This window comes from Blastococcus sp. SYSU DS0541, from assembly GCF_054050875.1.
Genome location: NZ_JBJHAD010000022.1, coordinates 17408 through 30184, shown reverse-complemented (window position 1 = coordinate 30184; position 12777 = coordinate 17408). Strand labels below are relative to the sequence as shown.

The 12777-nt window shown below is 76.2% G+C and carries 17 protein-coding genes; 12 read left to right on the top strand and 5 right to left on the bottom strand.

Annotated features, from left to right (window positions below; genetic code table 11):
• Nucleotides 1-114: 114 nt before the first annotated feature.
• On the top strand, nt 115-1413 hold the full coding sequence (locus tag ACI794_RS18925; protein ID WP_456604048.1) for a S8 family serine peptidase: 1299 nt from the start codon (nt 115-117) through the stop codon (nt 1411-1413).
• A gap of 40 nt (nt 1414-1453) precedes the next feature.
• Nucleotides 1454-1687, top strand: coding sequence for a hypothetical protein (locus tag ACI794_RS18920; RefSeq protein WP_456581232.1), 234 nt, complete (start codon nt 1454-1456; stop codon nt 1685-1687).
• Between the two features lie 12 nt (nt 1688-1699).
• Here the strand turns inward: ACI794_RS18920 and ACI794_RS18915 are convergent, their stop codons facing one another.
• Nucleotides 1700-2155: an STAS domain-containing protein gene (locus tag ACI794_RS18915; protein WP_456604049.1), complete on the bottom strand. Its 456-nt coding sequence runs from the start codon at nt 2153-2155 to the stop codon at nt 1700-1702.
• Between the two features lie 89 nt (nt 2156-2244).
• Between ACI794_RS18915 and ACI794_RS18910 the strand changes: the two genes are divergently transcribed.
• From ACI794_RS18910 to mug, 3 genes are read left to right on the top strand one after another with little or no spacing between them, the layout of a single operon-like run.
• Complete coding sequence (locus tag ACI794_RS18910) at nt 2245-3408, top strand: phosphotransferase family protein (RefSeq protein WP_456604050.1); 1164 nt, start codon at nt 2245-2247, stop codon at nt 3406-3408.
• A complete protein-coding gene (locus ACI794_RS18905; protein ID WP_456604051.1) occupies nt 3399-4055 on the top strand; it encodes a histidine phosphatase family protein in 657 nt (218 codons plus the stop codon). Before ACI794_RS18910 ends, ACI794_RS18905 begins: the two co-directional genes overlap by 10 nt.
• Complete coding sequence (mug, locus tag ACI794_RS18900) at nt 4052-4573, top strand: G/U mismatch-specific DNA glycosylase (RefSeq protein ID WP_456604052.1); 522 nt, start codon at nt 4052-4054, stop codon at nt 4571-4573. Before ACI794_RS18905 ends, mug begins: the two co-directional genes overlap by 4 nt.
• Nucleotides 4574-4580: 7 nt before the next feature.
• On the opposite strand, the gene ACI794_RS18895 is transcribed toward mug, so the two are convergent.
• Entirely contained in the window at nt 4581-4850 is a 270-nt protein-coding gene (locus ACI794_RS18895; RefSeq protein WP_456604053.1) for a YciI-like protein, read from the bottom strand.
• A gap of 68 nt (nt 4851-4918) precedes the next feature.
• On the opposite strand from ACI794_RS18895, the gene ACI794_RS18890 reads away from it, so the two are divergent.
• Complete coding sequence (locus tag ACI794_RS18890) at nt 4919-5359, top strand: NAD(P)H-dependent oxidoreductase (RefSeq protein ID WP_456581238.1); 441 nt, start codon at nt 4919-4921, stop codon at nt 5357-5359.
• Between the two features lie 68 nt (nt 5360-5427).
• On the top strand, nt 5428-5970 hold the full coding sequence (locus ACI794_RS18885; RefSeq protein WP_456581270.1) for a sugar O-acetyltransferase: 543 nt from the start codon (nt 5428-5430) through the stop codon (nt 5968-5970).
• On the opposite strand, the gene ACI794_RS18880 is transcribed toward ACI794_RS18885, so the two are convergent.
• Nucleotides 5967-7103, bottom strand: coding sequence for a glycosyltransferase family protein (locus ACI794_RS18880; protein WP_456604054.1), 1137 nt, complete (start codon nt 7101-7103; stop codon nt 5967-5969). The genes ACI794_RS18885 and ACI794_RS18880 overlap by 4 nt on opposite strands.
• Before the next feature lie 152 nt (nt 7104-7255).
• Between ACI794_RS18880 and ACI794_RS18875 the strand changes: the two genes are divergently transcribed.
• Entirely contained in the window at nt 7256-8128 is an 873-nt protein-coding gene (locus ACI794_RS18875; protein ID WP_456604055.1) for an ATP-grasp fold amidoligase family protein, read from the top strand.
• A gap of 342 nt (nt 8129-8470) precedes the next feature.
• Here ACI794_RS18875 and ACI794_RS18870 read toward each other — a convergent pair whose 3' ends face one another.
• Both ACI794_RS18870 and ACI794_RS18865 read right to left on the bottom strand, forming a co-directional pair.
• Entirely contained in the window at nt 8471-8674 is a 204-nt protein-coding gene (locus ACI794_RS18870) for a cold-shock protein (protein WP_456581241.1), read from the bottom strand.
• A 248-nt stretch (nt 8675-8922) separates the two neighbouring features.
• A complete protein-coding gene (locus ACI794_RS18865; RefSeq protein ID WP_456581242.1) occupies nt 8923-9117 on the bottom strand; it encodes a hypothetical protein in 195 nt (64 codons plus the stop codon).
• A gap of 101 nt (nt 9118-9218) precedes the next feature.
• Between ACI794_RS18865 and ACI794_RS18860 the strand changes: the two genes are divergently transcribed.
• The 4 genes from ACI794_RS18860 to ACI794_RS18845 all read left to right on the top strand — a co-directional run bounded on the left by ACI794_RS18860 (nt 9219) and on the right by ACI794_RS18845 (nt 12765).
• Entirely contained in the window at nt 9219-10052 is an 834-nt protein-coding gene (locus tag ACI794_RS18860; protein ID WP_456604153.1) for an alpha/beta fold hydrolase, read from the top strand.
• A gap of 49 nt (nt 10053-10101) precedes the next feature.
• Nucleotides 10102-10284: a PspC domain-containing protein gene (locus ACI794_RS18855; protein ID WP_456604152.1), complete on the top strand. Its 183-nt coding sequence runs from the start codon at nt 10102-10104 to the stop codon at nt 10282-10284.
• A 64-nt stretch (nt 10285-10348) separates the two neighbouring features.
• A complete protein-coding gene (locus tag ACI794_RS18850) occupies nt 10349-11125 on the top strand; it encodes a cyclase family protein (protein WP_456604151.1) in 777 nt (258 codons plus the stop codon).
• Nucleotides 11122-12765, top strand: a complete 1644-nt coding sequence (locus tag ACI794_RS18845; RefSeq protein WP_456604150.1) for a thiamine pyrophosphate-binding protein — start codon at nt 11122-11124, stop codon at nt 12763-12765. Before ACI794_RS18850 ends, ACI794_RS18845 begins: the two co-directional genes overlap by 4 nt.
• Nucleotides 12766-12777 lie beyond the last annotated feature (12 nt).

The window sequence follows — 12777 nt, the reverse complement described above, 5'->3', positions numbered from 1 at the left end:
CCCGCCGGCTGGCGCCGGTGCCCACTCTCCGGAACCCTGTCGTCACCGGCCGCTCCCGGCGGTCGGTGGTGGCGTCGCCGGCGCGGCGGCCCACCGGGGCGCGGAGGGGGAGCGGTGATCGAACCGGAGGTCCCGGAGGGACCGGAGAACGTGCGCCACGGGGCGGTCGGCCCGCTGATCCGCACCACCGGCCGGCAGGTGCTCGTGCTCGCCGACGACGCCGGGCCGGTGGACTGGGGGCGGGCCGGCGTCCGCGACGTCGCGGACTCGCGGGACTTCGCCGACGGGGTGGTGCCCGCGGAGACCCTCCGCGAGTCCGGGGCGGTGCTGTTCGCGGCGCTCGGGATCGCGGTCGTCTCGGCCGACGCCGCGCAGGTCGGCGCCCTGGCGGGCGGCGGGACCGGGCGCCCGGTGCTCTCCGTCTCCCCGGAGCTGGTCCACCGCGTGCTCGAGGGGCCGGGCGCGGGCTACGCCCGCGGCTACCGCGACGGGGTCACCGACCTCACCGCCCGGCTGCTGGCCGCCCCCGGCGACGCGCCGGCCGGCTCCCGGGCGCGGTTCGAGGACACCCGCTCCTCGACGTGGGGGGTGCAGGCGGTCGGCGCCGACTCCTCCTCGCGGTCCGGCCGCGGCATCCGGGTGGCCGTGCTGGACACCGGGTTCGACCTCGACCACCCCGACTTCGCCGGCCGCGCGGTCACCGCCCGCTCGTTCGTCGCCGGCGAGGGGCCCCAGGACGGGCACGGCCACGGCACGCACTGCATCGGCACCGCCTGCGGGCCGCGGACCCCGCCGTCGGGGCCGCGGTACGGCGTCGCCCACGAGGCGGAGATCTTCGCCGGGAAGGTCCTCGGCGACGACGGCAGCGGCACCGACGCCGGCATCCTCGCCGGGATGAACTGGGCGGTGACCAACCGGTGCCCGGTGATCTCGATGTCGCTGGGCGCCGACGTGACCCAGGCCCACCCGCCCTACTCCGCCGCCGGGCGGCGCGCCCTCGCCCAGGGCTCGCTGGTCGTGGCCGCGGCCGGGAACAACGCCGACCGGCCGGCGGGCTCGTGGGGGTTCGTCGGCGCCCCGGCGAACAGCCCGGAGATCCTGGCGGTCGGTGCGCTGGACCAGGCGCTCGGGACGGCGTACTTCTCGGCCCGGAGCCTCCCCGGCCGGGGCGGACAGGTCGACGTCGCCGCTCCCGGGTTCGAGGTCTGCTCGGCGTGGCCGATGCCGACCCGCTACAACACCATCAGCGGCACCAGCATGGCGACCCCGCACGTCGCGGGCGTCGCCGCGCTGTGGGCGGAGGCGACGGGCCGGCGCGGGCTGGAGCTCTGGGCCACGCTGGTCCAGGAGGGTGAGCGGTTGCTCGAGGGCTCCGTGGACACCGGCAGCGGGCTGGTCCTCGCGCCGCGGTGAGCGGTTCCCGGTCTCGCGGGTTCCTTGTAGCGTCGGTGGCATGACCCACGTCAGCGTCACCGTGGACGAGCGGCACCTCAGCGCTCTCGACGGCGTCGTCCAGGGACTGCGGGCTCGCGGCATGCAGGTCGACCAGGTGCTGGATGCGCTCGGGATCATCACCGGCTCGGTGCCCAGGGGGACCCTCGGCGCGCTGAGCGCCGTCGCCGGCGTCGCGTCGGTCGACGAGCAGCGGGGCCACCGGCTGCCGCCGCCGGGGGCGCCCGTCCAGTGAGCCCGCCGGCGCTCAGGGCCGGCGCTGGGCGGGGACCGTCGTGGCGCGCTGCGCGGCCCGCAGCGGCCCCGCGGACGGCAGCGGACGGCCACCGCCGACCGTCGGCGGGGGCGCCGCGCGGTCGGCGTGCACCTCGAGCAGCTCGTCGAGGCCCACCAGCACGAGGAGCCGGTGCAGGACCGGGCTCGGGCGGTCGAGCACCAGCGCGCACCCCTGGCGCCGGGCGAGGTGGTGCGCGGTGACGAGCGCCCGCAGCCCCGCCGCGTCGCAGAGGGTCACCTGCCGGGTGTCCACGGTCCACCGGCGGTGCTCCGTGCCCACCAGCGCGGCGAGCGCCTCGACGAGGTGGTGGGAGTGCTCCCGGACGAACTCCCCGGCCAGGGCCACCGTGCCGCCCGCGAGGTCGACGACGACCCCGAACGGCGCCGCGTCGGCGGTCGCGTCGCCGGGGACGGTGTCCGGTGCCATGGGCTGCCTCCCACCCGGCGGCCGGGCCCCGGGGTGCCCGGGGCGGTGTGCGCGGGTCGGCGTCTCGACCCGGCGCGAGGCTACCGGCTGTGGCGCACGTCACGGTGGCGCTCCGGCGCGCCCACCGCCGCGGCGTGTCCGGGGCGCTGCAGCGCGTCGCGGCGGTCGTGGTGGGATGGACGGCGATGAGCGAGAACGCGAGCCGCCTGCGTGATGTCCGCCCGGAGGACGCCTTCGACGTCGAGGCCGTGCACGCGTGGCTGGCGCCGCGGGTCCCGGCGCTGGCGGGGCGGCCCGCACCGGCCGTCCGGCAGTTCTCCGGCGGGGCCAGCAACCTCACCTACCTCCTCGACTACGGCGACCCGCACCTGGTGCTCCGCCGTCCCCCGCACGGGCACAAGGCGGCCTCGGCGCACGACATGGGCCGGGAGGTGCGCGTGCAGCAGCGGCTGCGCCCGCATCTCGACGTCGTCGCGGAGATCCACGGCTTCTGCACGGACCACGCGGTCATCGGCAGCGACTTCTACGTCATGGAGCGGCTCGTCGGCACCGTGCTCGGCCGGACGCTGCCCGAGGGCGTGCAGCTGTCCCCGGGGCAGGCGCGGGTGCTGGGCGAGACGGCCTACGACACCCTCGCCGAGCTGCACTCCATCGACGTCGACGCAGCCGGGCTGGCCGACCTGGGCAAGGGCCCCGGCTACGTCCGCCGGCAGGTGGAGGGCTGGTCCCGCCGCTTCCGCGACGCGCTCACCGACGACGTCCCGCCCGCCGAGGAGCTGATGGCCTGGCTCGACCGCCACCGGCCGCAGGACGTGCGGGCGAGCCTCCTGCACGGTGACTGGAAGCTCGACAACCTGGTGCTCGACCTCTCCGGCACCCCCCGCATCACCGGCGTGCTGGACTGGGAGATGGCCACCGTCGGCGACCCGCTCATGGACCTCGGCGCCTCGCTGGCCTACTGGGTCACCGCCGGGGACGACGAGGAGTTCGGCCTGGTCTCCACCCAGCCGAGCACGCTGGCCGGGATGCCGACCCGCGAGGAGATCGTGGCGCGCTACCTCGAGCGCACGGGGCTGTCGACGCCGAACTGGACCTTCTACGAGGTGTTCGGCCTGTTCCGGCTCGCGGTGATCATCCAGCAGATCTGGGCGCGGTACCGCTCCGGGCACACGACCAACCCGCGGTTCGCCCACTTCGGCATCGCCGCAGCGGTCCTGCTGCAGCGTGCGGAGCGGCTGGCCGGATGCCGCTGATCTGCCTGGTCCGGCACGGGCAGGCCTCGTTCGGCGCCGACGACTACGACGTGCTCAGCGACCTGGGCCGCGAGCAGTCCCGCCGCGTGGGGGAGGAGCTGCGGCGCCGGGAGCTGCGCGACCCGATGGTGGTCTCCGGGACGCTGCGCCGGCAGCGGGACACCGCCGCGCTGCTCGCCGAGGCGGCCGGCTTCGGCCCGGTGGGGGCGGCCGACGCCCGGCTGGACGAGTACGACCACCTCGACCTGCTCAAGCGCTACCCCGGCGAGGACCCCGGACCGGCCGGGAACCCCGGGTCCCGGGAGATCCAGCGGCTGCTCGACGGCGCGCTCCGGTCCTGGATCGCGGCCGGCGAGGCCGACGGCTGGCCGGACTTCTCCTCGGGCGCCGCCGCGGCCGTCGCCGACCTGGCCGCCGGGCTGCCGCGCGGGCGCGACGCCGTCGTCGTCAGCTCCGGCGGGGTCATCGCCGCGCTGGTGGCCGGGCTGATCGGCGCCCCGGCCGACGGCGTGGTGGCGCTGAACCGGGCCGCCGTGAACGTGGGGGTCACCTCGGTGCTGGCGGGCGCTTCGGGTCTGTCGCTGCTGGCCTTCAACGACCACGCGCACGTCACCGGCGACCGGCGGCACCTGCTCACCTACCGATGAGCCGGCCGCCCGCCAAGCCGGTGCCCGACGTCGTGGCGCCCGGCCTCGACGTGTTGTTCTGCGGGATCAACCCGTCGCTGCTCTCGGCCGAGGTCGGGCACCACTTCGCCCGGCCCGGGAACCGGTTCTGGCCGGCGCTGCACCTCGCCGGGTTCACCCCGCGGCAGCTGCGCCCGGACGAGGACCGCGAGCTGCTGCGGTACGGGCTCGGGGTGACCAACGTCGTGGACCGGCCGACACGCACGGCCGCCGAGCTCTCCCTCGAGGAGCTGCAGGCCGGCGCCGTCGCGCTCGAGCGGCTGGTGGGCGACATGCGCCCGCGGGTCCTGGCGGTGCTGGGCATCACCGCGTGGCGGCAGGGGTTCGGGCGGCCGAAGGCGGTCGCCGGCCGCCAGCCCGAGCGGGTGGGCGGCGCGGTGACCTGGGTGGTGCCCAACCCCAGCGGGCTCAACGCCCACGTGCAGCTGCCCGACCTGGCCCGCATCTACGGGCAGCTGCGCCGGCGACCGGGTGGCTGACCCGGCGTCAGCCGACGACGACGCTCCAGGGCCGGATCGTCCACGCCGTCACCAGGCCGTGCGTGACGTAGGGGTCCTGTGCCACGAACCGCTCCACGACCTCGCGCGGCGCCGTCCACACCAGCAGCGCGCGGTCGTACGGGTCGGGCAGGGCGCCGGCCAGGAGGAGTTCACCGCGCTCGTGCGCCGCCCTTGCCAGGTCCAGGTGGTCCGACCGCAGGGCGGTGCGGCGTTCCAGGTAGTCGTCGGCCAGCACGTACTCCAGCACCAGATGCACGGCTCCACCCTCACACCTCCCGGGCCGGCGGTGGTGCCCGGGGGCAGGGCGGCGGCGAGAATGCCGGGATGCCCCGTCTCCTGGTGGTCCACCACACCCCCTCGCCTGCGCTGCAGGCGGTGCTCGAGGCGGTGCGGGAGGGGGTGGCGCTCGTCGACGACGTCGAGCCGGTCCTGCGCCCCGCGCTCTCGGCGGGAGCCGCGGACCTGCTCGCCGCCGACGGGGTGCTCCTGGGCACCCCGGCCAACATCGGCTACATGTCGGGGGCGCTCAAGCACTTCTTCGACACCGTCTACTACCCCTGCCTCGAGGCCACGCCCGGGCTGCCCTTCGGTGTGTACGTGCACGGCAACGACGACACCGCAGGCGCCCTGCGCAGCATCGAGCGCGTCACCGGCGCCCTGCGCTGGAAGCAGGTGGCCGCACCGCTGAGCCTCACCGGTGCCCCGGGACCGGCGGACCTGGAGGCCTGCCGGGAGCTCGCGGCGACGGTGGCGGTCAGCCTCTGAGGCAGCGGCACCGGGCCTGACCGGCGGCCACCCCGCACGGGCTGGCTAGCGTGGGGCGGGTGGGTGAGATGAGGGACCGGATGCTCGCCGGGCTGCCGTACCGCCCCGACGACCCCGACCTCGCCGCGGACTCCCGGCGGGCCGGCGCCCTGGTGGCCTCCTACAACGCCGAGGCCGATCCGCACCGCCGGCACGCGCTGCTGACCGAGCTCCTCGGCGCGGTGGGCGGCGGGACGACGATCCGGTCGGACTTCCGCTGCGACTACGGCTACCGGATCAGCGTCGGGGCCCACTGCTTCGTGAACTGGGGGGCGGTCTTCCTCGACGTCGGCCCCATCACGCTCGGCGACCACGTCCAGCTCGGCCCCGGCGTCCAGCTGCTGACCGCGGTGCACCCGCTCGACCCGGCGGAGCGGCGGGCGGGCTGGCAGCACGCGTCGCCGGTGACCATCGGGGACAACGCCTGGCTCGGCGGCGGCGTCATCGTGCTGCCAGGGGTGACCGTGGGCGCCGACACGGTGGTGGGCGCCGGGTCGGTGGTCACCGCGGACCTGCCGCCGGGGGTGGTCGCCGTGGGCAACCCGGCCCGGGTGGTGCGCAGCCTGGTCTAGGCCGAGCGCGCCGACCCGGCGGGGGTGAGGGGCCGCCCGAGCCCCGCGTCGAGCCACTCGCCGGCGCGCCGATCCCAGGTGCGGGCGGCGGCCCAGTCCCGGCGACGCGACGCGTACGCGGGGGGCTCCTCCGCGGCGGCGCGCACGGCGGCGGCCATCTCGTCGGCACCGGAGACGATCGCGGTGTGCGGAGGAAGCTCCGCGGCGTGCTCCAGGTGTCCCGCGGTCGCGACCAGCGGCAAGCCGCGGGCCGCGTAGTCGTAGCTCTTCATCGACGACTGCCCCAGCGCCCGGTGCGGGACGTCGGGCACCAGCCCCACCGTCGCCGCGTCGAGGACGACGGCCAGCCGCTCGCGCGGCAGCAGCCCGCGGTAGGTCAGCCGGCCGCCGGAGCCCGCGACGAGCGCGCGGAAGCGCTCCGCGGCCGGGCGGGCCCGGTCGGGGAAGACCAGCTGCCCGTGCACGGCGATCGTCCAGTCCGGCAGCGCCCGGAGGAGCTCCTGCACCAGGTCGACGTCGAAGCGCTCGGCGACGCTGCCGACGTAGACGGCGTGCCGCTCGGCGCGCTCGGCCGTCCGGGGGGCGGTGAGCAGGTCGGCGTCGGTGCCGTTGGGGACGACCACGGGCCGACGCCCCGGGAAGAGGCCGGCCAGCACCGGGTTCACCACGACGACCTCGTCGGCCTCGTCGGCGATCCGGCGGAGCTGGTCGGGCAGCCGCCGGGCGTGGGGCAGCAGCCGCGCCCAGTCGTCGGTGCAGTCGAACACCGCCCGCCCGCGGACGGCCCCGGCGGCGCGCCACTCCCACGGCAGCATGAACGCGGTGACGTCGACGTCCCAGTCCGACCTCCGGAGGAGGGTTCCCAGCAGGGTGGCGTCCAGCTGCTCGGCGAGCCGGCCCCGGGAGCCGGGCAGCACGGTCGAGCGCTCGGAGACGCGCACGCCGGGCGCGGCCGGGGCGAACCGCGCGCGGAGGAGGTGCCCCGACCAGTTGGCGGGATCGCTGCGCAGCCGGCGCCAGTCGGCGGGGGCCTGCAGGAAGCTCACCGGGCGGCCCTGGCGGACCAGCTCCCGGGCGATCATGTGCTCGCGCCGGATCGCCGGGTGCCACGGGTCCTTGGCGACGAAACCCACCCCGCGAGGGGCTCCCCGATCGTCGGTCGTGCTCAGCGCGGGGCCCCGTCCGTCGTCACGGCGCCACCCTAGGAGGGGACGGCGCGGTCCGCCCGAGCAGACTGTTCGCCGAGCGCGGTCGCCGACGGCCGCTCGGAGCCCCAGGAGGCGACGTGCCCGCGGTGCCCGACCGGTTGCGCCGGGCCGCGGTGCGGCGGCTGCCGATCGCCGCCAAGCGCGCCCTGCTCTACGCCGAGGCGCACGGCCGCCTGCCGCGTCTGCGCGACCCCCGCACCTTCACCGAGAAGCTGAACTGGCGGATCGTGCACGACCGTCGGCCGCTGATCGGGCAGCTGGGCGACAAGCTGGCGATGAAGGAGCACGCGGCCCGCACCTGCCCCGGGCTGGCGGTTCCGCGGGTGCTGTGGACCGGCACCGACGTGGGCGAGCTGGCCGCGGCCGAGCTGCCGGAGCGCTGGGTGCTCAAGCCCAACCACGGCACGATGCGCGTGCACCGCGGCGCGGGCCGCCCCGACGTACCGGTGCTGCGGCGGCTGACCGCGGACTGGCTCGGGGAGCCGCTGTGGCCCGAGCGCGGCGAGTGGGTCTACAGCCAGGCCCGCCGGCTGCTGCTGGCCGAGGAGTTCCTCGGCCGGCCGGGCGAGGTGCTCGCCGACCACAAGTTCCTGGTGTTCGGCGGCCGGGTGCGGCTGGTGCAGGTCGAGACCGGCCGGCTCACGGGGAGCCACTCCCGGCGGCTCTACACCCGCGACTGGGTACCCGTGGCGGCGCGGGAACCGCACGTCGCCACCGGCCCGGTGACGCCGCCGCCGGCAACGCTCCCGGCCATGCTGGGGGTCGCCGAGACGCTGGGGGCGGCCTTCGACTTCGTCCGCGTCGACCTCTACGACGTCGACGGGGAGGTGTGGTTCGGCGAGCTGACGCCGTACCCGGGCGGCGGGCTGGACCCGTTCGACCCCGAGCTGGACCGGCTGCTCGGCAGCTGGTGGACGCTCCCGGCCCGCACGGAGGTGCAGGCGCGCTAGCTCACCAGCGCAGCGGGTGGGTGGACCGGGAGTGCGCGGTCCGGCAGGCCCGGCAGTTGCCCCAGGAGACGATGGCCAGCGGGGTGGTCGGGCCGCCGCACTCGGGGCACTCGACGCCCTCCCCGGAACTGGCGCGCGCCTCGCTGAGGGCGTGGGTGCGCTCCTCGTGGATCCGCTCGTCACCCCGGCAGGGGCACCCGAGATGGGCTTCCTCGCAGCGTCCGCCGTGTCTGGTGATGGGGTGCTCCTCGGTCGTGCGGTGGTCGGCGCGGGGACCGGCGCCGGTAGGGACGCAGAGGGGGCCACGGCGCAGTGCGCCGTGGCCCCCTCCTCACACGTCGATCAGATCGCGCGGACGTTCTCCGCCTGCGGGCCCTTCTGGCCCTGGGTGACGTCGAACTCGACCTGCTGGCCCTCGTCGAGGGACTTGTAGCCGTCGCCGGTGATGGCGGAGTAGTGGCAGAAGACGTCGGCGCCGCCGCCGTCCTGGGCGATGAACCCGAAGCCCTTCTCCGCGTTGAACCACTTCACAGTGCCCTGAGCCATGTCGTTCTTCTTCCGTGCTGGGAGGTGACCGCACAGGTACGTACCGGGTGCGGGGCCGCCGCACCGACCGGAAGGACCGAGAGGAACGTCAGGCAGAGACGACTGCGGACGTCCAAGAACGAAAGCAGAGGCGCAACAGCGACCGAGGTGAACTGTACGCCTCCTGCACCCGTCGTGGGAAGAGCCTGGTCACGGGCGTGTCCACCCGGTGGGGTGGTCCTCGAGGGCTGACCGCCCGGCCGCGCGGGTCAGGCCCGGCTCGCCAGGTCCTTCGCGGCCTTCACGACGTACATCACCGAGAGCGCCAGGAAGACGGCGCCGATCACCGCCCGCACCTGGTCGTCGGTGACCGGCGCCCGCTGGCTCACCGGCCCGGCCACCGCATCGGCCACGCGCGCCCGCCAGCCCTTGAGGCCGGCCTTCCCGAGAGTGATCGCGTCCATGACCGGGGTCACTACCCGCGCCGGCGAGGAGGTGAACGGGAGAGCGAGGTGGACGCCGCATCGGTGCATCGGTGCCGGCGCGGCGGGGCAGTGCACCCGGCATGGAGCTCCCCACCGGTGCCACCCGCAGGATCGACGTCGACGGCCGCCGGCTGGACGTGTGGGAGGCCGGTGACGCCGGGCCGACCGTCCTGCTCGTGCACGGCATCCCGACCAACTCCCGGCTGTGGTGGGACGTCGTCCCCGGGGTGGCCGGCTCGGCACGGGTGCTGGCCGTCGACATGCTCGGGTACGGCGACTCCGATCCCTCGGGCGGCCACCCGGTCGACCTCGCGGCCCAGGCGGCGCTGCTGCTCGGGCTGCTCGACACCCTCGACGTCGAGCGGGCGGTGGTGGTCGGGCACGACCTCGGCGGCGGCGTGGCGCAGATCCTGGCGACCACGAGCACCGACCGCGTCGCCGGGCTCGGCGTCGTGAACGGGGTCTGCTACGACGCCTGGCCGGTGCCTGTGGTGCGCGCGCTGAAGGCCACCTGGCCGGCGCTGCGGTTCCTGCCGCCCCCGGCGCTGGCGACCGCGCTGCGCCCGGCGCTGCGGACGCTCTTCGCCCACCAGGAGCGGGCGGCCCCGTTCGTGGACCGCTTCGTCGAGCCGTGGTCCCGCCCCGGCGGCCCGGAGCAGCTCGCCGCCCACCTGCGCTCGCTGGACTCGGTCTACACGCAGACGGTGGCGCCGTTCCTGCCCCGGCTGACGATGCCGGCCGAGATCGTGTGGGGCCGCCGGGACCACCAGATGAAGCCGCGGTACGGGCAGCGGCTGGCCGACGACCTGCCCGGCGCCCGGCTCACCTGGGTCGACGACGCGAGCCACTTCGTACCCGCGGACCGGCCCGACGTCGTCGTCGAGGCGGTGCTGCGGCTGGTCGAGCGGGCGTGACCGGGAGCGCCGAGGTGTCGCCGCGGGGGTGGCCGGGTAGGGGCCCCAGATGACGAGACCGCTGGTCAGACCACGTGGACGGAAGATGATCGCCGGGGTGTGCGCCGGGCTCGCCCAGCGCTTCGGCCTCTCGACGGGGCTGGTGCGCGTCGGGTTCGTGCTGTTCGGACTCTTCGGCGTCGGCGAGATCGCCTACATCGTGCTCTGGATCATGATCCCCAAGGAGCGCTGAGCACCGCCTCCGCGGGGCTGTGATTGGCTGTCCGCCGAGCCGCCGGCCCCACGGAGGAACCGCGATGTCGATCCTGTCCACCCTCGCCGAGGCGCTGGTCAGCGCGCGGGTCGAGGTCGTCGACCTCACCGCGCCCCTGTCGGCGGAGACGCCGGTCATCCAGCTGCCCGAGCAGTTCGCGCAGACGGCGCGCTTCGAGCTCGAGGAGCTCAGCCGGTACGACGACCGGGGCCCGGCCTGGTACTGGAACAACTTCCGCACCGGCGAGCACACCGGTACGCACTTCGACGCCCCGAACCACTGGGTCACCGGCCGGGACGGCGACGACGTCGCCTCGGTGCCGGCGGCGCGGCTGATCGCCCCCGCCGTCGTCCTCGACTTCTCCGCGCAGGCCGCCGCCGACCCCGACTTCCTGCTCGAGGTGGAGCACGTCCGCGCGTGGGAGGCCGAGCACGGGCCGCTGCCCGAGGGCGGGTGGTTGCTCTTCCGCACCGGCTGGGACGCCCGGTCGGCCTCCCAGCAGGAGTTCATCAACGCCGACGACACGGGCCCGCACACCCCCGGGCTCTCCGTGGAGTGCGCGCGCTGGCTGGCTGAGGAGTCGCCGGTGCTCGGGCTGGGCGTGGAGACCGTGGGCACCGACGCCGGGGCCGCGCACTCCTTCGACCCGCCCTTCCCCTGCCACGCCGCCCTGATGGGCAGCGGCAAGTACGGCCTCACCCAGTTGCAGAACCTCGCACTGCTCCCGCCCACCGGGGCCCTCCTCGTGGCGGCGCCGCTGCCGATCGTCTCCGGGTCCGGTTCGCCGTCGCGGGTGCTGGCGCTGGTCGAGCGGGGATGAGCGGCGCGGCCGGGCGGACCGTCGCGCAGGCGGTGGGGGAGACCCTCGTCGCCCGCGGGGCCGACGCGGTGTTCGGCGTCGTCGGCTCGGGCAACTTCGTGGCCACCAACGCGATGGTCGCCGCCGGGGCCCGGTACGTCGCCGCACGGCACGAGGGCGGCGCGGCCACGATGGCCGACGCCCACGCTCGGGTGAGCGGCCGGCCGGCCGTGCTGAGCCTGCACCAGGGGTGCGGGCTCACCAACGCGCTCACCGGCATCACCGAGGCGGCCAAGAGCCGGACCCCGCTGGTGGTGCTGACCGCCGAGGCGAGCTCGCCGCGGTCCAATTTCGCCGTCGACCAGGCAGCGCTCGCCACCGCGGTCGGCGCCGTCCCGGTGCGGGTGACCTCCGCGGAGGACGCCGTCGCGGTGGCCGCCGCCGCCGTCGACACCGCCCGGCTGGAGCGGCGCACGGTCGTGCTCAACCTGCCGCTGGACGTGCAGGGGCTCCCCGCCGGGGCCGGCACGCCGCCGGCCGCGCCGGCGCCGTCGCCCGCCCTACCGGACGACGGGGAGGTGGCGCGCCTGGCCGCGGCGCTGGTCGCCGCCCGCCGACCGGTGTTCGTGGCCGGCCGCGGCGCCCGGGCCGCCCGCCCGGCGCTGGAGGCCCTCGCCGACCGCTGCGGGGCCCTGCTGGCGACGTCGGCGGTGGCGAAGGGGCTGTTCCGGGGCAGCCCCTGGGACCTCGACGTCTCCGGTGGTTTCGCGACCCCGCTGGCCGCGGAGCTGATCTCCGGCGCGGACCTGGTCGTGGGCTGGGGCTGCCAGCTGAACATGTGGACGATGCGGCACGGCCGGCTGATCGCCGACGACGCCGTCGTGGTCCAGGTCGACGACGACCCGTCGGCGATCGGGACCCAGCGCGAGGTCGCGCTCGGCGTGGTCGGCGACGTGGGGGCGACGGCGGAGGCGGTCGCCGCGCTTCTGGCCGACCCCGGGCACGCCGCCTACCGCACGCCCGAGGTGCGGGCGGCGATCGCCGCCCGCGGGCGCTGGCGGGACGAGCCGTTCCCGGACGGCGGCGGCGGGCGCGTCGACCCGCGCGCGCTGACCGCCGCCCTGGACGACCTGCTGCCCGCCGAGCGGATCGTCGCGGTCGACTCGGGCAACTTCATGGGCTACCCGAGCATGTTCCTCGACGTCCCCGACGAGCAGGGCTTCTGCTTCACCCAGGCGTTCCAGTCCGTGGGCCTGGGGCTGGCGACGGCGATCGGCGCGGCGCTGGCCCGGCCCGACCGGCTCCCGGTGGCCGCGCTCGGCGACGGCGGAGCGCTCATGGGGGCCGCCGAGCTCGAGACCGTCGTCCGGCTGGGCCTGCCGATGGTCGTGGTGGTCTACGACGACGCCGGCTACGGGGCGGAGGTGCACCACTTCGGCCCCGACGGGCACCCGCTGGAGATCGTCCGGTTCCCCGAGACCGATTTCGCGGCGATCGCTCGCGGCCACGGCTACGACGCCGTCACCGTGCGGCGGCCCGCCGACCTGGACGGCGTCGCCACCTGGCTCGCCGGGCCCCGGTCGGCGCCGCTGCTCGTGGACGCCAAGGTCACCCGCGACCAGCCCTCCTGGTGGCTGGAGGAGGCCTTCCGCGGCCACTGAGGCCGCGGCCGG